Annotated in this window: 16 protein-coding genes, 1 tRNA gene and 1 pseudogene; 6 read left to right on the plus strand and 12 right to left on the minus strand. The window is 61.6% G+C overall.

All coding sequences use genetic code 11. The features are described 5' to 3' along the window. Positions 1-42: 42 nt before the first annotated feature. The gene (locus tag C2U70_RS01430) at positions 43-498 is read left to right on the plus strand and encodes a carboxymuconolactone decarboxylase family protein (RefSeq protein WP_140976128.1); all 456 of its coding nucleotides are present in this window, start codon (positions 43-45) and stop codon (positions 496-498) included. Between the two features lie 172 nt (positions 499-670). On the opposite strand, the pseudogene C2U70_RS01435 reads toward C2U70_RS01430, so the two are convergent. Then, positions 671-1,482, minus strand: a pseudogene (locus tag C2U70_RS01435) (alpha/beta fold hydrolase). Position 1,483: 1 nt separating this feature from the next. Beyond that, positions 1,484-2,302 carry an alpha/beta fold hydrolase gene (locus tag C2U70_RS01440; protein ID WP_140976084.1) on the minus strand — a complete coding sequence of 273 codons (819 nt, stop codon included), beginning with the start codon at positions 2,300-2,302 and terminating at the stop codon, positions 1,484-1,486. Positions 2,303-2,437: 135 nt separating this feature from the next. Between C2U70_RS01440 and C2U70_RS01445 the strand changes: the two genes are divergently transcribed. Then, positions 2,438-2,980, plus strand: a complete 543-nt coding sequence (locus C2U70_RS01445) for a methylated-DNA--[protein]-cysteine S-methyltransferase (protein ID WP_140976085.1) — start codon at positions 2,438-2,440, stop codon at positions 2,978-2,980. Positions 2,981-3,100: 120 nt separating this feature from the next. Here C2U70_RS01445 and C2U70_RS01450 read toward each other — a convergent pair whose 3' ends face one another. The 8 genes from C2U70_RS01450 to C2U70_RS01485 form a co-directional block, all read right to left on the minus strand. Beyond that, complete coding sequence (locus C2U70_RS01450) at positions 3,101-3,970, minus strand: MBL fold metallo-hydrolase (protein ID WP_140976086.1); 870 nt, start codon at positions 3,968-3,970, stop codon at positions 3,101-3,103. Between the two features lie 15 nt (positions 3,971-3,985). Further along, the gene (locus tag C2U70_RS01455) at positions 3,986-4,597 is read right to left on the minus strand and encodes a glutathione S-transferase family protein (protein WP_140976087.1); all 612 of its coding nucleotides are present in this window, start codon (positions 4,595-4,597) and stop codon (positions 3,986-3,988) included. 162 nt (positions 4,598-4,759) lie between these two features. Further along, positions 4,760-5,749 carry an integrase core domain-containing protein gene (locus tag C2U70_RS01460; RefSeq protein WP_140976088.1) on the minus strand — a complete coding sequence of 330 codons (990 nt, stop codon included), beginning with the start codon at positions 5,747-5,749 and terminating at the stop codon, positions 4,760-4,762. Positions 5,750-5,814: 65 nt separating this feature from the next. Beyond that, on the minus strand, positions 5,815-6,657 hold the full coding sequence (locus C2U70_RS01465) for a fumarylacetoacetate hydrolase family protein (protein ID WP_140976089.1): 843 nt from the start codon (positions 6,655-6,657) through the stop codon (positions 5,815-5,817). Positions 6,658-6,777: 120 nt separating this feature from the next. After that, complete coding sequence (locus C2U70_RS01470; protein WP_140976090.1) at positions 6,778-7,629, minus strand: MBL fold metallo-hydrolase; 852 nt, start codon at positions 7,627-7,629, stop codon at positions 6,778-6,780. Positions 7,630-7,661: 32 nt separating this feature from the next. Further along, positions 7,662-8,651 (minus strand): NADPH:quinone reductase, encoded by a 990-nt coding sequence (locus tag C2U70_RS01475; protein WP_140976091.1) that lies wholly within the window; start codon positions 8,649-8,651, stop codon positions 7,662-7,664. After that, positions 8,648-9,430 (minus strand): SDR family oxidoreductase, encoded by a 783-nt coding sequence (locus C2U70_RS01480; RefSeq protein ID WP_140976092.1) that lies wholly within the window; start codon positions 9,428-9,430, stop codon positions 8,648-8,650. Before C2U70_RS01480 ends, C2U70_RS01475 begins: the two co-directional genes overlap by 4 nt. Positions 9,431-9,559: 129 nt before the next feature. Next, a complete protein-coding gene (locus tag C2U70_RS01485; RefSeq protein WP_140976093.1) occupies positions 9,560-10,072 on the minus strand; it encodes a CvpA family protein in 513 nt (170 codons plus the stop codon). 111 nt (positions 10,073-10,183) lie between these two features. On the opposite strand from C2U70_RS01485, the gene C2U70_RS01490 reads away from it, so the two are divergent. Beyond that, positions 10,184-10,945: an SDR family NAD(P)-dependent oxidoreductase gene (locus C2U70_RS01490; RefSeq protein WP_140976094.1), complete on the plus strand. Its 762-nt coding sequence runs from the start codon at positions 10,184-10,186 to the stop codon at positions 10,943-10,945. 183 nt (positions 10,946-11,128) lie between these two features. Here the strand turns inward: C2U70_RS01490 and C2U70_RS01495 are convergent, their stop codons facing one another. Together C2U70_RS01495 and C2U70_RS01500 are read right to left on the minus strand one after the other, a co-directional pair. Continuing rightward, complete coding sequence (locus tag C2U70_RS01495; protein ID WP_140976095.1) at positions 11,129-12,724, minus strand: GMC family oxidoreductase; 1,596 nt, start codon at positions 12,722-12,724, stop codon at positions 11,129-11,131. A gap of 137 nt (positions 12,725-12,861) precedes the next feature. After that, positions 12,862-14,310, minus strand: a complete 1,449-nt coding sequence (locus tag C2U70_RS01500) for a coniferyl aldehyde dehydrogenase (protein WP_140976096.1) — start codon at positions 14,308-14,310, stop codon at positions 12,862-12,864. Positions 14,311-14,604: 294 nt separating this feature from the next. Between C2U70_RS01500 and C2U70_RS01505 the strand changes: the two genes are divergently transcribed. The 3 genes from C2U70_RS01505 (at position 14,605) to C2U70_RS01515 (ending at position 19,032) form a co-directional block, all read left to right on the plus strand. Then, a tRNA-Met gene (locus C2U70_RS01505) sits at positions 14,605-14,681 on the plus strand. A 468-nt stretch (positions 14,682-15,149) separates the two neighbouring features. After that, on the plus strand, positions 15,150-16,091 hold the full coding sequence (locus C2U70_RS01510; protein ID WP_140976097.1) for a restriction endonuclease: 942 nt from the start codon (positions 15,150-15,152) through the stop codon (positions 16,089-16,091). Between the two features lie 142 nt (positions 16,092-16,233). Beyond that, positions 16,234-19,032, plus strand: coding sequence for a DEAD/DEAH box helicase family protein (locus C2U70_RS01515; protein WP_140976098.1), 2,799 nt, complete (start codon positions 16,234-16,236; stop codon positions 19,030-19,032). Positions 19,033-19,042: the final 10 nt, after the last annotated feature.

The following is a 19,042-nucleotide window of genomic DNA, read 5'->3' on the forward strand; positions in this document are numbered from 1 at the left end:
AGCCGGCAGGCCTGCCGGCGCCACAGATGGAGACAACACATGATGCACGCCCGCATGAATCACCCGGTCATGGTCATCCCCGACGCCATGAACGTCCTGCAATCCCTCGGCAACCTGACCAAGCGGGGATTGCCGGAAAAGCTCCTGGAACTCGTGCACCTGCGCGCCAGCCAGATCAACGGCTGCAGCGTCTGCGTCGATATGCATCCAAAGATCGCCCGCAAGGCCGGCGAGACCGACGAGCGTATCTTTGCCGTCTCGGCCTGGCGCGACACGCCCTATTTCACTGACGCCGAGCGTGCCGCACTGGCGCTCACGGAAGCGCTGACGAGGCTCTCCGATCGTGCCGATCCCGTGCCCGACGATATCTGGAACGAGGCCGACACGCATTTTGACGAAGCCGAGCTCGCCACGCTGATCCTGGCCATCGCCACCATCAACGTCTGGAACCGGCTCAACGTCGCGATCAAGATGCCGGTCGGTGTGTGGAAGGTGTGAGCTTTTTTCGCCTCTCCCCGCTTGCGGGGAGAGGCCGGAATGCGCGCGTAGCGCGGATTCCGGGTGAGGGGGAGTCTCCGCGAGCTCCGTTCTCACCGTCCTTGCGGAAGCTCCCCCTCACCCCACCCTCTCCCCGCAAGCGGGGCGAGGGAGGTCGCGAGCGGCGCTCGCCTCACCCCGCCAAAAACTCCGTCACCACATCGCCAAACGCCTGCGGCGCCTGTTCGAACATCCAGTGGCCGGCGTTCGGGATGACCGCCGTCTTGGCGCCTCGATATGCGCGGCGAGTACGCGCCAGATCGACGACAGGCTGCCCGTGGTGGCGCCGCCGCCGATCAGCAGCGTCGGCGTCTTGATGGCCAGCGCATCGGCGCGCGTATAGGGCTTTCGCTGCTCGTTGATCTGGCCGAGGAACGTGATCACATTGTCGCGCAACTGCTGTTTTGCGGCCGCCGGCACGCGCCGCCATGAGCCGTCGCCCTCGATGCCCTCGAAGAAGTTTTGCAACGCGCCCTCGATATCGCCGGCGCGCAGCATCTCGACCGAGCGTATCGTCCGTGCGGCGAGCGGCGGATGCGCCGGCGTGCCCTCGGGCAGTGGCAGCGTCGCATCGAGATCGCCGCCGGGCTCGGCCAGCACCAGTTTTCGCACGAGCTCAGGCCTAGCCTGCGCGACACGGAACGCGATGTGTCCGCCGCGGGAATGGCCCATCAGATCGACGGGCGCGGGTTTGACCTGCTCGATGAAGGCGGTGACGTCAGCGACATGCTGCGCCATCTTATAATCGTCGCCGGTGCCGTTCCAGTGCTCGGGAAAGAAGTGCCTGAGACTCACCGAGATCACGCGATGCGTCTTCGACAGCGGCCCGAGCACGGAATACCAGGTACGGAAATCGCCGAGCGTGCCGTGCACGCAGACCAGCGGCGGGCCTTCCCCGACCTCGAGATAGGCCATGTCGTATCCGTTGACGCGAAATGTCTGCATATCAGCCTGCCAGGAAGTCGAGAACGATTTCGGAGTATTTTTGCGGCGCCTGCTCGAACATCGGATGCGTCGCTTTCTCGATGATCGCCGTCTTGGAGTAGGGCACATGCGCGGCCAGCGCGTGCAGCACTTTTGGCAGCAGGCCCTTGGTGCGGCCACCGAGGATGAACAGCGTCGGCATCTTGATCGCCTCGGCGTCCGCCTTGGAGAATGGCGGGCGGTTGTCGCGCACCTGGCCGATCAGGGTGGTGGCGTTGTCACGCAGATTCTGCTTCACCTTCGCCGGCAGTCTTGGCCATGTGCCCGGTCCTTCCAGCGTGTCGACGAACACGGCGAGACCGCCATCGACATCGCCTGCCGCGATCTTCTCGGCTGAGGCCGTGAAGCGCGCCAGCAGCGGCGAGGGGCCGCCCGTGTACTCCGGATCAAGCGTCGCATCGAGCTCGCCGCCGGGCTCGGCGAGGATCAGTCGGCGCAACAGATCCGGCCGCTTCTGCGCGACACGGAAGCAGATGTGGCCGCCACGCGAATGACCCATCAAATCGATCGGACCGGTGTCGAGTTTTTCGATGAACGCGATGACGTCGTCGACGTGTTGATCGATCGAATAGGTGTCGCTAACACCGTCCCACCGCTCCGGGAAGAAATGCCGCAGGCTGACGCAGATCAGCCGATGCTGCTGCGAGAGCGGGCCGAGCACGCAGCCCCAGATACGGAAATCGCTGAGCGAGCCGTGCACGCAGACCAGCGGCGGCCTGGAATTGGCCTCGCCGACGTCGAGATAGACCATGTCGTGTCCGTTGACGTGCAGGCTTTGCATTTTGGGACTCGCGGGCAGGGAATGTCGGCTGGAACCAGCCTGTGCAAGATTCCCGGAATCCGGGTGGATCGCAACTATTTCCAAGCCTAGATTTCACGGGAGATCACGATGGGGGCCTGCGACGAGGAACGACCCATGACTGACCAGCATTTTGCCCTGTTCGACACCAAAATCGGCCTTTGCGGCATCGAATGGGGCCCGCGCGGCATCAACGGCGTGCAATTGCCGATGGGCGACGATCAGAAGATCCGCACCCGCATCCACCAGCGCCATCCCGAGGCCAGCGAAGCCGCACCGACGGCCGAGGTGCAGCAGGCGATCGATCGCATCGTCAAACTACTTGCGGGCGGCACCGATGACCTCACCGACATTCCGCTCGACCTCGACGGCGTGCCGGAGTTCAACCGCGGCGTCTACGCGATCGCGCGCAGCATTCCGCCCGGCAAGACGCTGACCTATGGCGACATCGCAAAGCGTCTCGGCGGCGTGGAATTGTCGCGCGACGTCGGCCAGGCGCTCGGCCGCAACCCATGCCCGATCGTGGTGCCCTGCCATCGCGTGCTGGCAGCCGGCAACAAGCCCGGCGGCTTCTCCGCCAACGGCGGCGTGGTGACGAAGCTGAAGATGCTCGAGATCGAAGGCGCGCTCGTCAATCACACGCCGAGTTTGTTTGATTGATGAGCCGCTTGCGCGGGAATCGTAGGGTGGGCAAAGGCGCGTAGCGCCGTGCCCACCATTTCTGCGGAGAGAGAGACGAGGTGGGCACGCTACGCTTTGCCCACCCTACGGCAGCTCGATCTACGCTCCCACGCACACAAACCCGTTCCCCTTGCGCCGGATCTTTCCGGTCGACGGCGAAGGGAAATGCGCGGTGCAGCACAGCGTGTCGGTGTCACAATAGCGCTCGAGAAAGCTGCGGCGGGTCTTGGCGGCTGCGGCCGGGTCGACATCGAACTTGATCGACAACTCCGGATAATGCGTCTGCAGCGGCGAGTGCATGAGATCGCCCGAGAACACGGCATCATCCTTGCCGCGCCCAAAGGTGAAGGCGGTGTGGCCGGGCGTGTGGCCCGGCGTCGGCAGCAGGCGGACATGGTCGCCGATCTCATGGTCGTTGGTCACGACCTCATGCCGCCTGGCTTCGACCACCGGCAGCACGCTGTCGACGAACGGCGGCACCGGAGTCTTCGCGTTCTGCTCGGTCCAGTAGTCGAACTCCTGCTTGGCGAAGACGTAGCGCGCCTTGGGGAAGGTCGGCACCCAGCGGCCGTTCTCCAGCCGCGTGTTCCAGCCGACATGATCGACATGCAGATGGGTGCACATCACGAAGTCGATGTCGTTGACCGAGACGCCCGCCGCGCCCAGCGCGCGCAGATAGGTGTCGTCGGTCTTCATGTTCCATTTCGCGCGGTTCGGCCGCGGCTTGTCGTTGCCGATGCAGCTATCGACCAGGATGGTGTGATGCGGCGTCTTCACCACATAGGACTGGAAGCAGAGGATCAGCGTGTCGGTGTCGTCGAGCGCCTTGGCCTCCTTCATCCATGCCCGATTCTCGGCCAGCACCTCCGGCGTCAGGGAGGGCAACATCTCCAGCGCCGGAACGAAGGTGGTTTCCTGCTCGATGATGCGCTGGATGGTGAGATCGCCGACCGAGAATTTCAGGCTCATGAGAACTCCGTTCGCTTACGCTGCCGGCGGCACCGAGATTTTCACCGACGGCCGCTCCAGCATCTTCTGATGGAAGGCATCGAGCTTTGGAAACGCCTTGCGCCAGCCGCAATCGGCAAAACGAAAATCGGCATAGCCGAGCACGCAGACGAGGCCGATCTGGGCAATGCCGAACGGGCCATTCAAGACCTCGGGCTGGTTTTCGAACCGGGCCATGCCGCTCCAGGCGCGGTTCCAGTGGTCGTCGGCCCAGGCCTGCCATTGCGATCCCTGCGGCCGCACCATCTTCTCGTAGCGGCACAGCAGCATGGAATCGAGCATGCCGTTGAGCAGCGAATGATCGGTCTTGGCCTTCCAGCGCGCCTGCCCGTATTCCGGGATCAGGCTGCCGCCGGCCGTCTCGTTGAGATATTCGACGATGACGTACGAGTCCAAGATGACGTCGCCGTCATTGGTGATCAGCACCGGCAGCTTCTTCAGCGGCGTGATGCGCTGATAGTCCTCGTTGGCCGTGCCCGGCGCGACCGTGGCGGGGACCAGCTCGATCTTGTCGATCACCCCAAGCTCGATTGCGGCAATGCGCACCTTGCGGGCGAACGGCGAGGCGGGGGAGAAGGTGAGTTTCATGGAGATGTCCTGGGTTTGCTCGGCACTCGACGATCGTCATTGCGAGCGAAGCGAAGCAAAGCAATCCAGGAATGTCTACGCGGAGACAATCTGGATTGCTTCGTCGCTTCAGTGCAAAATTGCTTCGCAATTCTGTCACGCGCTCCTCGCAATTGTCGATGTTCAATAATTCGCTGATTGGATCGCGGTGGTCTTGGTAGCTGCGATGGCCTTGGGAGTTTGTCCTGCCAAGGCCTGATGGGGTCTGTGGTTGTTGTAGTAGACGAGGTACTCGAACAGTTCGTTGGCGAAGTGGTCGAGGTTGTCGAAGGTCGCGCCGTCGATGACGTCGTCATCGAGCGTGCGCCAGAAGCGTTCGACTTTGCCGTTGGTCTGCGGCCGATAGGGCCTGGTGTAGCGATGTTTGATGCCGAGCTCGAGCAGCATGGCCTCGAACGGGTGCTCGTCCGGCTTGGTGCGGGCGGCGAACTCGGCGCCGTTGTCGGACAAGATTTCCTGGAAGACGAGCCCGTAGGTCATGTTGAGGGTGTTGATCATCTTCAGGGTCTTGAACATGACCGGCAGCGCCTTCTTGGAGGTCAGGACCTCGGCCCAGGCCAGGCGCGAGCAACTGTCGATCAGACTGACGATGTAGGCCGTGACCGGGGGTGGCGCGAGGAACATATCGCGCGGCAATTGATGCAGATCGACGTGGCCCAGCTCCCCGAGCTTGTCCTTGATAATACGGCGTTTCTCCTCGCGCATCGCCGGCGTGCGGCGGTTCAGGCGGTAGCGCCTCAGCACCCGGTAGATCGTGATCGGCGAAGGTACCGCCTCGCGCGTCTCGCGCAAGACGGCATGAATCTCATAACGGTTCATCCCCCGCTTGCGATGGGCGACGATCTCCGCCTCGATCCCTTCCGGTTCGCGCCGTTCCCGCCATTTGGGGCCGCGCCGCCGCGGCAGAAGATCCGCTTCCTCGCCGCTCTGCAGATAGCGATTGTAATACTTCCGGAACGTCTGCGAGCAGGTCCCATGGTGCCGATAGAAGTCGCCGACCCGCTTAAACAGCGCCGATCGGCCAGCCTTCACCGCCTCATACTCCGGGATCAGAAAACGCCACTTCTGTAGATAGTTCCGCTCGATCGTCCGGTCGTAGCTGTTGTCGCGCATCGGATCGTCCTCCGCTGGAGCGATCCAATCAGCGAATTAGTGAACATGCACAGCAATGACGAGGCTCACGCCGCAATGATCTCCTGGCGCTGCTCGCCGAGGCCCTCGATACCCAGCGTGACGACGTCGCCGACATTGAGGAAGGTCGGCGGCTTCATGCCGAGGCCGACGCCGGGAGGCGTGCCAGTGGTGACGATGTCGCCGGGCAGCAGTGTCATGAACTGCGAGACGTAGGAGATGCAGTGCGCCATCGAGAAGATCATGGTCTTGGTCGAGCCGGTCTGGCGACGCTGGCCGTTGACGTCGAGCCACATCGAGAGGTTCTGCACGTCCTTGATCTCGTCCTTGGTGGCGAGCCACGGGCCGACCGGGCCGAAGGTGTCGTGCGACTTGCCCTTGGTCCACTGCCCCAGACGCTCGGCCTGGAAATTGCGCTCGGAGACGTCGTTGCAGACGCAGTAGCCGGCGACGTAGTTCAGTGCGTCAGCCTCCGAGACATACTTTGCGCGGGTGCCGATGATCGCGGCGATCTCGACTTCCCAGTCGAGTTTTGTCGAGCCGCGCGGCTTCTCGACCGCGTCGTTCGGGCCTGACAGTGACGTGCTGGCCTTGAGGAAGATGATCGGCTCGGTCGGAATGGCCGCGCCGGTCTCCTTGGCGTGGTCGCTGTAGTTGAGGCCGATCGCGACGAATTTCGAGATGCCGGTGACGGGGGCACCGAAGCGCGGCTTGCCGGAGACCGCCGGCAGGGAGGCCGGGTCGATCGCAGCGAGCTTTTTCAGGGATTCCGGCGAATAGGCCTCGCCGGTGAGGTCCTTCACATGTGCCGAGAGGTCGCGCAACTGGCCGGATTTGTCGATCAGGCCGGGCTTTTCCGCACCCTTTTCGCCATAACGAACAAGCTTCATTCTCGTTTCTCCCTGAGTGTGGACTGATCGGTTAAATAGCTTCATGGAACAGGGCGGCGGGAATTTCAACCGCCCTCAGGCCCTCGCATTGCTGCCCTCCTAATTCGGTGGGCGGCCACCCTAGGATTGCAGCGCCACATATCTGAACGCATTGCCATCGCGCCGGATATGGCCGCCGGAAAAGTGCCCGCCGATCACCAGCGTCGGCGTGTCGGCAAAGCGCGAGAACAGCGTGCGGCGGCTCTCAGCCGCCTGGCCGGGGTCGGCGTCCACGGTCGAGGACCAGTCGAGACGGGCCATCTGGCAGGGATGGTGGGCGGCATCGCCCGTGAGCAGGGCCTGTTCGCCCTCGGACTGGATCAAAATGCTCATATGGCCGGGGCTATGGCCGGGCGTCGGAATCAGGCTGATCTCGTCGCTGATCTGGTGGTCGCTCGGAATCAACTCTGCGCGGTCGGCATCGACGATCGGCTTGATCGAGTCCGCGAACAGGGCCGCCTTGTCGGCTTCCGTGGAGTTGTCGCGCCAGTATTCGTATTCAGTCCTGCCGAATAGGTAGTGTGCCTTGGGAAACGCCGGCACCCATTTGCCGTCAACGAGCTTCGTGTTCCAGCCGACATGGTCGACATGGAGATGCGTGCACAGCACGGTGTCAAAACTGTCGGGCGCAAAGCCCGCCGCCGTCATCGTTTCCAGGAACGGCGTGTCGCGATTGTTCCAGGTCGGGACGTTGCGGCCCTGCTTGTCGTTGCCCAACCCGGTATCGACCAGGATGCGCCGCGTCGGCGTCTCCACCGCGAGCGAGTGGATCGCCATCTTCAGCCGGCCTTCCTCAGTGGCGAAATGCGGGATCAGCCAGGGCATTTTCTGGATTTCGTCGTTGGTCGCGGCGGGAAGGATGAAACGGGTCGAGCCGACCGTCTCCATTTCCACGAACCGGGTGATTTTGACTTTGCCGACCGTCCACGACATCCCTGCGTTTCCCCTGTTGTTTTTTGTTGTGTCTATTTTGCGCAGTCGACGATGACAGTGCCGACCTTGTCGCCCTTCTCGACCGCCATGTGGGCTTGAGCCGTCTCCGAAAGCGGAAACTGCCCGGCGATGTTGTGAATGCGTGCGCCTGCGGCGAGCCATTTCGAAATGTCGGCCTGCGCAGCCGTGAGCAGAGCAGGTGGCAGCGCGAACAGCACCAGCGAACGCAGATTGATGCATTTTTCCATGAGATCACGCATCGGCACCGTCGGCGTGCGGTTGCCGTTGGTGGCGTAGACGGCGATCGTCGAGTTGACAGCCATGAGCTTCAATGTGGTCCCAATGTTGCCGCCGAAATCGACATCAACGACATGATCGACGCCGCGCCCGCTCGTGAACGCCATCGCTTTTGCTGCGACGTCGTCGTCCTTGTAGTTGATCACGAGATCGGCGCCGCCGCGCCGCGCCTGCTCGGCTTTCGCGGCCGAACTGACAGTCGTAATCACCTGCGCGCCGCCCCATTTGGCGAGCTGCACGGCATAATGCCCGACTGCGCCGGCACCGCCGGTGACCAGCACCGTCTTGCCGACGATCGGGCCGTCCGAAAACAGCGCGCACCACGCCGTCATCGCGGGGATGCCGAGCGTTGCGCCTTCGGCAAAGGACAGGTTTTGCGGCAGCGGCGTCACCAGCCAATCGGCAAGCGTGATGTATTCCGCCGCCGTGCCAAACGCGCGGCCATTGCGCTGGCCGTTGAACAGCCAGACGCGGTCGCCGATGCTGAAGCGCGTCACGCCGTCGCCGATCTGGTCGATGAAGCCCGCACCGTCGCTGTTCGGGATGACGCGCGGATACTCCATCGCGCGATAGCTGCCGCCGCGGCGGCCGACATCGGCGGGATTGACGCCGGAGGCTTCCAGGCGAATGCGCACCTCGCCGGGGCCGGCGACCGGCGTCGGCGTCTCACCATAGGTGAGAACCTCCGTCGCCGATCCGTTCGTTTCGTACCAGATCGCTTTCACAGCGTTCCCGGGAAGGCGCCGCCATCGAGCAGGATGTTCTGCCCGGTGATGAAACCGGCCTTGGCGCCGCACAGGAAGGCGCAGGCATAGCCGAATTCCTCAGGGTCTCCGAAGCGGCCCGCGGGGTTGAGCTTGGCGCGCTCGGCCAGAAGCTGGTCCGGCGTGATGCCGCGCTTCTCCGATTCCGCCTTCGCCGTGCCGCGCAGGCGGTCGGTGTTAAACGGGCCCGGCAGCAGGCCGTTGATGGTGACGTTGTTGATCACGGTCTTGCGCGACAGGCCGGCGATGAAGCCAGTGAGGCCGGCGCGCGCGCCGTTGGAGAGGCCGAGGATGTCGATCGGCGCCTTCACCGCGGCCGAGGTGATGTTGACGATGCGACCGAACTTGCGCGCCATCATGCCGTCCACCGTCGCCTTGATCAGCTCGATCGGCGTCAGCATGTTGGCGTCGATCGCCTTGATCCAGTCGTCGCGGGTCCAGTTGCGGAAATCGCCGGGCGGCGGGCCGCCGGCATTGTTGATCAAAATATCCGGCTCGGGGCAGGCCTTCAGCACGGCCTCTCGGCCCGCAGGCGTCGTGATGTCGCCGACGATCTCGGTGACCTTCACGTTTGGATAGGCCTTCCTGATCTCGTCGGCCGTTGCCTTCAGGGCTTCGGCGCCGCGCGCGGTCAGCGTGACGTCGACGCCTGCTTCGGCCAGCGCGAAGGCGCAGGCACGCCCCAAGCCCTTGCTGGATGCGCAGACGATGGCGCGGCGACCCTTGATCCCAAGATCCACTGTTTCACTCCCGTAAATGTCGGATGGGGTTTGGATGCGGCACTCTAGCCAACATCGGTGCCGCTGATAAGGGCGCGGGCCGCGTCAAAACGCATGGCGCGCCCGCGTGCCATGAAATGCGCTGCGGCGTTAGATGCGTTGCTCCTTCTTGATGCGGTCGATGGCCGCGGCGGCCTCCGGCGGCAGCGACTTGAAGCCCATCTGGCCTGCCGCCGAGAACAGCGGGCGAAGCTGCGAGCCCACCAGGAACGGCGGCTGCCGGTTGGCCGGCACGAGCTGGTCGAACACCAGCACCAGCGTGGTCGCAACGAGGCCGACCCTGACGGCGCCGAGCGCGGCACCGCCGAGACGATCGGGCAGGCCGGCTGCCGCGGCCGTGTCGTCAAGCGCGAGCCGGCCGAGATGGCCGAGCGCCATGCCCACCACGAGGAATATGCCGAAGAACCACATCCAGTTCTGCAAGAAGGTCGCGGCCGGATCGCGCGCGAGTTGCGGCACAATCACCGGCATCAGCCAGACCGCGATGGGCGCTGCCAGCAGATAAGCCAAAATCGTCATCGCGCTGCGGAGCAGGCCGGTGCGCAGACCCATGCCGACCGCAATCGCCAGTGCCGCATAGACCGCGAGATCGAAACTGTTCATGGCGATACCCTGCCTGTACCAACCTTAGAAACGGCGAACCGATCAATCTGGTTTCAGATCGTTAAAATCGTCTGTAATGATGGGACGGAAAAGTTTCGGGGAACTCAGCCAATGTCAGGGACTTTCGACGTCAGCAGGGAAACCATTCTCGTCACCGGCGCCAGCCAGGGGCTCGGACGCCAGTTCGCCCGCGTGCTCGCCGCCAACGGTGCCGCCGTCGTGCTCGCGGCGCGCCAGACCGACAAGTTGAAGAGCATCGAGGACGAGATCCGCGCCAAAGGTGGCCGTGCAGCAGCTGTCGCGCTCGACGTCACCGACACCGCCTCGATTCCCGGCGCGGTCGATGCCGCAGAAGCCGCCCTCGGGCCGATCACGGTGCTGATCAACAATGCCGGCATCGCCATCGAAAAGCTCGCGACCGATCAGACGGAAGCGGATTGGGACGCCGTGATCGGCGCCAACCTCAAGGGCGCCTATTTCCTCGCGACGGAAGTGGCGCGGCGCATGATCGCGCGCAAGCAGGAGGGCAACATCGTCAACATCGCCTCCGTGCTCGGCACCGGCGTGTTGAAGGCTGTGTCGCCCTACGCGATCTCCAAGGCCGGCATGATCCAGGCGACGAAAGCGATGGCGCTCGAACTCGCCGGCCAGAACATCCGCATCAACGCGCTGGCGCCCGGCTATATCGACACCGAGATGAACCACGATTTCTGGTCCACCCCCGCCGGCGAGCGCCTCACCAAGCGCATTCCCCAGCGCCGCATCGGCGCGGAAAGCGATCTCGACGGCGCGATCCTGCTGCTGGCGTCGAAGGCGTCGCGCTACATGACGGGGAGCGTGGTGACGGTGGACGGCGGGTTCTTGCTGGGGTGAGCCCCACTGTCGTCCCGGACAAGCGCGCCATAAGCGCGCGCAGATCCGGGACCCATACCCCCAGGGAGAAGTTTGACGAAGACTCGGAGTTGGCAGCTTCGCGCCACAACCACTCCCTGTGATTATGGGTCCCGGATCTGCGCTTGCGCTTGTCCGGGACGACAGCGGAGAGCGGGCGCCAGCTTACGCCCGCCCCTCCGCCTGGATCATATCCGCCGCCTTCTCCCCGATCATGATGGTCGGCGCATTGGTGTTGCCGCCGATCAGCGTCGGCATGATCGAGGCATCGACGATGCGAAGCCCCTCGACGCCGTGCACCTTCAGCTTCGCATCCACCACCGCCATCGCATCGCTGCCCATCTTGCAGGTGCCCACCGGATGATAAACCGTGTCGACGCGGCTGCGCAGGATGGCGCGGATGTCGTCGTCGGTCTTCACGTCAGCGGTGAACATGTCCTTCTTCTGCAGCGCGCGCATCGCCGGCGTTTCCATCAGCCGCCGCGTGGTCTTGAAGCCCGCGACCATCGTCTCGACATCCTCCTCCTCGCCCAGAAAGTTCGGATCGATCATGGGGGCGGCCAGCGGATCGGCGCTTTTCAGCCAGACGCTGCCGCGGCTCTTCGGCCGAAGCAGGCAGACATGGCATGAGAAGCCGGCTTCCTTGTGCTTCTTGCGGCCGTGGTCGTCGAGCATCGCGATGATGAAGTGGAGCTGGATGTCGGGCACGTCGAGATCGGGTCGCGTCTTCAGGAAACCGCCGCACTCGGCAAAGTTGGTGGTCATCAGCCCGCGCCGTTCCCTGCGGTACTGCTGGATGGCGCGGAGCAGCGAGGGCAGCCGGCCGAGCGAGGCGTGCACGAAATGCGGATAGTCGGAGGCGTAGACGAACACGAAATCCGGATGATCCTGCAGGTTCTGCCCGACACCCGGCAAATGATGCATGGTGCCGATGCCGTGCTTGCCCAGCGCTTCCCCGTCGCCAATGCCCGACAGCATCAAGAGCTGCGGTGACTGGAACGCGCCGCCCGCGAGGATCACCTCGCGGCGCGCGCGGAGCTGTTTCTTCTGCTTGCCCTGAAGATATTCGACGCCGACCGCGCGCCCGCCCTCGAACAGGATTTTTGTCGCCTGCGCGCCCGTCTCGACGCGCAGATTCGTGCGCTTGTCGATGTGCGGAAACACATAGGCGCGTGCCGCGCTCCAGCGTTCGCCATTGTGCTGCGTCGCCTGGTAGCTGCCGAGCCCCTCATGATCCTCGCCGTTGAAATCCTCGCGGATGCGGAACTGCGCCTCGCGCGCGGCCTGGTGGAAAATGTCGTGGATCGGATTGTCCGTGCGCAGCTTGTTGACGTGCAGCGGGCCGCCCTTGCCGTGATACTCGCCGTCGAAATCGACGTTGTTCTCCGAGCGCTTGAAATAGGGCAGCACGTCCGCATAGGACCAGCCGGCATTGCCGAGCGAAGCCCAATGGTCGTAGTCCCATTTGTTGCCGCGAATATAGACCATGGCGTTGATCGCCGAGGAGCCGCCAAGCCCCTTGCCGCGCGGCTGATAGCCGATGCGGCCGTTCAGGCCCTTCTGCGGCACGGTGTCGAATGCCCAGTTTGCCGCGCTATAGGGCAGCGCGAGCCCGAACGGCGTGGTGATCCGCCAGCTATCGTTCCTGCCGCCGGCATCGAGCAACGCCACGGATGTCGCCGCATCCTCCGACAGCCGCCCCGCCACCGCGCAGCCGCCCGAGCCCGCGCCTACGACTACGAAATCGAATGTATCAGTCACTTCTCGTTTCCCCCATTTTCCCCGTCATTCCGGGGCGCGCCTCTTGGCGCGAGCCCGGAATCCATTTGACCGCAGAGACGGTGGCGCAATGGATTCCGGGTTCGCGACTTTGTCGCGCCCCGGAATGACGAGCTACTCTACGACATGAACCGCATCATCTTCTCCAGCCGCGCGATCTTGCCGCCATAGGGTGGGTAGAGATCGGCGAGCCGGTTGAACTTCGAACGATAGAACACCGGCTTTAGCTTGCTGAACGTCCGAAAGCCCCATTCGCCGTGATAGGCGCCGGTGCCGGATGCGCCGACGCCGCCCATCGGCTGGTTGATTTGCGTGAAATGGAACAGGCAGTCGTTGACCGTGACGCCGCCCGATACGGTGCGCATCAGCACCTCGTCGCGCGCGCTGCGGTCCTTGCCGAACCAGTACAGCGCCAGCGGCCTGTCGTGCTTGTTGATGAAGGCGATCGCCTCCGCCGTATCGCGAACACCCATCACCGGCAGCACGGGCCCAAAAATCTCCTCCTGCATGATCGCCATCTCGGGCGTGGCGCCGACCACCAGCGTCGGCGGAAATTTGCGCCGCGCCTTCCAGTTGGGATCGTCGGCCTTCGCCGGCTGCAGGATCTTTGCGCCGCGCTGCGCGGCGTCAGCGACCAGGCCTTCCAGCCGCGAATAGTGGCGAACCGAAATGACCGAGGTGTAATCCTTGTTGTTGGGATCGGTGCCGAACATGCGCTTCATATGCGCGCGCACCTTTTCGGCGAATGCCTGCAGCGAGGTCTCGGGCACCAGCACGTAGTCCGGCGCGATGCAGGTCTGTCCGGCATTGAGCAGTTTGCCATAGGCGACGCGCTCGGCGGCTTCCTCCAGGTCGGCGGAAGGATCCACGATGACGGGCGACTTGCCGCCGAGCTCGAGCGTGACAGGCGTGAGATTGCGCCCCGCGGCCTCGGCCACGATGCGCCCCACCCGCGTGGAGCCGGTAAACACCAGGTGATCAAATGGCAGCGTCGGAAACGCCTTTGCGACCTCGTCCTCGATGCCGGTGACGAGCATCTCGGTCGCGTCGAACTTTTGCGCCACCATCTCCCGCAGCAATGCGGAAAAGTGCGGAACGAGCTCGCTCGGCTTGATGATGACCCGATTTCCCGCCGCGATCGCACCGATCGCGGGCGCGAGCGTGAGCTGCAGCGGATAATTCCAGGGCGCGATGATGCCGACCACGCCGAGCGGCTGCGGGATCAGCCGGTTGCGCGCCGGCATGAATTGCAGCGCGGTGGCGATGCGCTGCGGCGCCATCCATGTCTTCAGGTGTTTTGTGGCGTGGCGGATTTCGGAGAACACCAGCAGCGTCTCGGCAATGGTGGTCTCGACCGCCGAGCGATGGCCGAAATCGGCCGAGATCGCCTGCTTGAACCGGTCTTCGTTGTCGGCGACCACGGCCCGCAATCGCGCCAGCCGGTCGAGCCGCTCAGCCAGGCGCGGCGCCGGCTCGGCTCGCGACCGCTCGACCATGGCATGGAAGGCATCGTCCAGCGCGCACAGGGGCGCGCTCTTCACGGGCTGGTCCAGTACCCTCCCTAACATGGCGTCCTCCCCTGGGTTGTCTTTTGTTGCCGCAAGCTGGCCCTTTGCGGAACTTATGGCAAGGCTTGGGTTTTTTGTCCCCAAAGACCGTCATTTCACCTGTCATAAAGTGGAAAAAATCGCCCCTGCAGGCCTTTCCAAAGCCAGCCCGGGTTGATAGATAACCCCCGCACCCGACGGCCTCAGTGCTTCGCCGGGTTGCCTTCCAAGGAAGCCCTCGGGACGGGAACACCACGCGACAAGCGCTGGTCCCTCGACCGTCGGCAAATTATGCGAAGGCGCGCAAAGGTTTAACGCGGGGTGGAGCAGCCCGGTAGCTCGTCAGGCTCATAACCTGAAGGTCATAGGTTCAAATCCTATCCCCGCAACCAAGTAACCTTCTGTAAATGAGGGGAAATTGGAAAAGGCCGCTCAGTTCGAGCGGCCTTTTCTTTGAAAGAATCGCCACCTAGTCGCCACCGCACTGTTTTGTCCCGGGTCGCTGCTGAAGTGTTAGCATTCGGACATCTTTGGTTTTCGCGGTTCGCTACCTGCCGCACCAGTTAGGCACCTGCCGCACCAGTTAGGCCGTTCTTGAAGGCGAGAGCGACCAAACAGCGGGTCTCCCCGTTTCGGCCTACATCCGGACGTGAGACTGATTAGCGCGATCCGGGTGCGCCGGTTAGATTAACGCGATGCGGGGCTTGCCTTCGCCTGAGGGTTGCGGAACACTTTTCGAAGCTTGGGGCTCACCGGAATGCGCAATTGAGAAATGGTGGCCCTTGGCGTTGCGCCTGTGCGGGCCGCATCCATCGCCTTGTCGCCAATAGCGCAACTGGCGGCGGCAGGAGGAGCTTTGATTGTCCATTCCTGACTATCAATCGTTGATGCGACCTCTTCTCGCTTTCGCTTCGGATGGATCCGAAAAGAACATAAATGATGCGATCAACCACATCGCTGGTCAGTTAAATCTGACCGACGACGAGCGGCATCAACTTCTACCAAGCGGTAAGCAAGCAATCTTTGCCAATCGAGTGCACTGGGCGCGAACCTACTTGGATAAGGCTGGCGCAATAAAGCGAACTCGGCGCTCTCATTTTCAAATGACCGACCGAGGTAAGCAGCTGCTTGCGGAAAACCCAACTCGCATTAATGTGCAGGTTCTCAAGAAATTCCCCGAATTTATAACTTTTCAGACTCCAAAAGTCACCGACGCTGCGGGGGACAACGTTGCCCCTCTGCTTGCTGAGACTGAGATTCCGGAGTCGGCGGTCACACCCGAGGAGGCGGTCCAGCAAGCAGAATCTCAAATCTTCGAAAATTTGCGAAGTCAACTCTTGATTCGGATTTCCGAGTCTTCGCCGAGTTTCTTTGAAGGATTGGTGGTCGATCTCGTTATCGCGATGGGATACGGGGGATCAAGAGCGAGCGTGGTGCAAAGACTCGGCAAGAGTGGCGATGAAGGTATCGATGGCGTCGTTAACGAAGATCCGCTAGGTCTCGACGTCGTCTACATACAAGCAAAGCGTTACGCAGCCGACAATACAATTGGACGCGAGCGTATTCAGCAATTCGCTGGTGCCTTAGTAGGTCAAGGTGCTTCCAAAGGCGTTTTTGTAACGACAAGTTCGTTTTCGAGAGGCGCTATTGAGTACGCCATCAAGGTTCCGCAGCGCATCATACTAATAGACGGTAAAGAGCTTGCCCGGCTCATGGTTCAATACGGCGTGGGTGTCCGAGTCGAAAGAACCGTAGAAATAAAACGAATCGATTTGGACTACTTTGATGAGGGCGACGATTAAGCAAGAGTGATCAAGAAGGGCGGCGCCCTTAAGAGGCGACCGTCGGGGCGGGATTTCTGTATTCATCCAGAGGGTATGGTCCACTCAAACTGGATGAAAGCCTGGGTAAATGCTACTCATCCGCGTGGGGGTACAGTGACGGATGACAAAAAGTGAGGCTCAGACACGGTCAGATTTGATTGACCGCCAACTCGCGTTGTCCGGCTGGAACGTCAAAGATCCCACGCAGGTTCTCGAAGAGTTCGATATCCTGATCGGCCATTTCAATGGCATGGCTGAGCCGAGTACCCCCTATGATGGCCGTCAATTCAGCGACTACGTCCTGTTGGGCAAGGACGGCAAGCCGCTTGCCGTCATCGAAGCGAAGAAATTCGGTCGGGATGCTGCCGTGGGCCGTGAGCAGGCCAAGCAGTATTGCTACAACATCCAGAAGCAGCTCGGCGGCGAGCTGCCATTCTGCTTCTACACGAATGGTCTAGAAATCTACTTCTGGGATCTTGAGAATGCCGCACCCAGGAGAGTCGTTGGCTTTCCTTCGCGCGACGATTTGGAACGGTTCGCCTACATCCGTCGAAACCGCAAGCCGCTAACGCAAGAGTTCATCAATACTTCGATTGCGGGGCGCGATTACCAGATCCGGGCCATTCGCTCAGTGCTCGAAGGTATCGAGCAGAAAAAGCGCGATTTCCTGCTAGTGATGGCCACCGGCACAGGCAAGACACGCACTTGCATTGCCATGGTCGATGCCTTGATGCGCGCGAGCCATGCAGAAAAGGTACTATTCCTGGTGGACCGTATTGCCCTGCGCGAACAGGCGCTCGCCGCCTTCAAGGAGCACATGCCGAACGAGCCGCGCTGGCCCAATATCGGCGAAAAGCTCATCACTAAAGATCGCCGCATCTATGTGGCCACTTACCCGACGATGCTCAACATTATTAGAGACAACGCCCAGCACCTGTCCCCGCACTTTTTCGATTTCATCGTGGTGGATGAGAGCCACCGCTCTATCTATAGCACGTATGGCGAAATCCTCGATTACTTCAAGACTATCACCTTGGGGCTGACGGCGACGCCAACAGACATTATCGACCACAACACATTCCAGCTTTTTCACTGCGATGATGGCCTTCCAACCTTTGCCTACACTTTTGAAGAAGCCGTCAATCGCGTGCCCCCATACCTGTGCAACTTCCAGGTCACGAAAATTCAGACCAAGTTTCAGATGGAAGGCATCAGCAAGCGCACCATTTCATTGGAAGACCAGAAGAAGCTAATCCTCAAAGGCGAGGACATCGAGGAAATCAACTTCGAAGGCACCCAGCTAGAAAAGCAGGTGATCAATAAGGGCACCAACACCCTGATCATCAAGGAGTTCATGGAGGAGAGCATCAAGGACGCCAATGGCGTGTTGCCGGGCAAGACCATCTTCTTCTGTTCGTCTAAAGCCCATGCTCGTCGCATCGAAGAGATCTTCGACAAGCTCTATCCCCAATACCATGGCGAGTTGGCTAAAGCACTGATATCGGATGACCCGCGCGTATACGGCAAGGGCGGCTTGCTCGACCAGTTCACCAACAACGACATGCCACGCATTGCCATCAGCGTAGATATGCTCGACACCGGCATCGACGTGCGCGAAATCGTCAATCTTGTATTCGCCAAGCCGGTGTACTCCTATACCAAGTTCTGGCAGATGATCGGGCGCGGTACACGTTTGTTGGAAACCAGCAAATCCAAGCCCTGGTGCAAGGAGAAGGATGTCTTTCTGGTTCTCGACTGCTGGGATAATTTCGAGTACTTCAAACTGCAGCCCAAGGGTAAGGAGCTGAAACCTCAGTTACCGCTGCCGGTGCGGTTAGTCGGCTTGCGACTCGACAAGATCGAAAAAGCTATCGACAGCGGTCACGAAGACATTGCCGCGAATGAAGTCACCAAACTGCGCCAGCAGGTCGTCGCGTTGCCTACGAATTCTGTAGTGATCAAGGAGGCGGCCGTTGCACTGGCTCGTGTCGAAGACGAAAATTTCTGGATTAACCTCAATCACCAGAAGCTCGAATTCTTACGAACTGAGATCAAGCCGCTGTTTCGTACCGTCTCGGAGGCCGACTTCAAGGCGATGCGGTTCGAACGGGATGTGCTTGAGTACTCGCTGGCCGTGCTGAACGGAGACAAGGAGCAGGCAGGAACGCTCAAGGAAGGCATCGCTGAGCAGATCAGCACGCTACCGCTCTCGGTCAGCTTCGTAAAGCAGGAGGAAGCGCTGATCCGCGCCGCTCAGACCCACCATTATTGGGCGAAGGCCGATGAGAACAAGTTCGACGAACTGGTAGCCAGACTAGGTCCGCTGATGAAGTTCCGCGAGCAGATGGCCGATTCCGGCCCGGTGCACCTCGACCTTATCGACGTGCTTCACAACAAGGAAATGGTCGAGTTCGGCCCGCAGCACGAAGCCGTCAGCATCAGCCGCTACCGCGAAATGGTCGAGGCGTTGATCGCCGAACTTACCGAGCACAATTTGGTGCTGAAGAAGATCAAGAACGGCGGGGCGGTGAGTGCCGACGAGGCGAATCAGCTGGCCGAGCTTCTGCATGAGGAGCACCCGCACATTACTGAAGACCTGCTGCGCCAGGTCTTCAAGAACCGCAAGGCCCATCTCATCCAGTTCATCCGCCACATCCTCGGCATTGAAGCTCTGAGGAGCTTCCCGGATGAGGTTAGCGAAGCATTTGAGCAGTTCATCCGCACCCACACCACTTTGTCCAGCCGGCAGATGGAGTTCCTCAACTTGTTGAAGAATTTCATCCTTGAACGCGAGAAGGTCGAGAAGAAAGACTTGATCAACGCTCCCTTCACGGTAATTCATCCGCTAGGCATTCGTGGCGTATTCAGTCCGAACGAAATCAATGAGATTTTGCAACTCACCGAGCAGTTGGCGGCGTAAAAAATAGGTT

Source organism: Bradyrhizobium guangdongense (assembly GCF_006483445.1).
Lineage (GTDB): Bacteria > Pseudomonadota > Alphaproteobacteria > Rhizobiales > Xanthobacteraceae > Bradyrhizobium > Bradyrhizobium guangdongense_A.

What these genes read in the sequence shown, in the direction of transcription:
- C2U70_RS01430 (WP_140976128.1), top strand. Translation starts at nt 43, where the DNA reads ATGCACGCCCGCATGAATCACCCGGTCATGGTCATCCCCGACGCCATG.
- C2U70_RS01440 (WP_140976084.1), bottom strand. Translation starts at nt 2,302, where the DNA reads ATGCAAAGCCTGCACGTCAACGGACACGACATGGTCTATCTCGACGTC.
- C2U70_RS01445 (WP_140976085.1), top strand. Translation starts at nt 2,438, where the DNA reads ATGACTGACCAGCATTTTGCCCTGTTCGACACCAAAATCGGCCTTTGC.
- C2U70_RS01450 (WP_140976086.1), bottom strand. Translation starts at nt 3,970, where the DNA reads ATGAGCCTGAAATTCTCGGTCGGCGATCTCACCATCCAGCGCATCATC.
- C2U70_RS01455 (WP_140976087.1), bottom strand. Translation starts at nt 4,597, where the DNA reads ATGAAACTCACCTTCTCCCCCGCCTCGCCGTTCGCCCGCAAGGTGCGC.
- C2U70_RS01460 (WP_140976088.1), bottom strand. Translation starts at nt 5,749, where the DNA reads ATGCGCGACAACAGCTACGACCGGACGATCGAGCGGAACTATCTACAG.
- C2U70_RS01465 (WP_140976089.1), bottom strand. Translation starts at nt 6,657, where the DNA reads ATGAAGCTTGTTCGTTATGGCGAAAAGGGTGCGGAAAAGCCCGGCCTG.
- C2U70_RS01470 (WP_140976090.1), bottom strand. Translation starts at nt 7,629, where the DNA reads ATGTCGTGGACGGTCGGCAAAGTCAAAATCACCCGGTTCGTGGAAATG.
- C2U70_RS01485 (WP_140976093.1), bottom strand. Translation starts at nt 10,072, where the DNA reads ATGAACAGTTTCGATCTCGCGGTCTATGCGGCACTGGCGATTGCGGTC.
- C2U70_RS01490 (WP_140976094.1), top strand. Translation starts at nt 10,184, where the DNA reads ATGTCAGGGACTTTCGACGTCAGCAGGGAAACCATTCTCGTCACCGGC.
- C2U70_RS01500 (WP_140976096.1), bottom strand. Translation starts at nt 14,310, where the DNA reads ATGTTAGGGAGGGTACTGGACCAGCCCGTGAAGAGCGCGCCCCTGTGC.
- C2U70_RS01515 (WP_140976098.1), top strand. Translation starts at nt 16,234, where the DNA reads ATGACAAAAAGTGAGGCTCAGACACGGTCAGATTTGATTGACCGCCAA.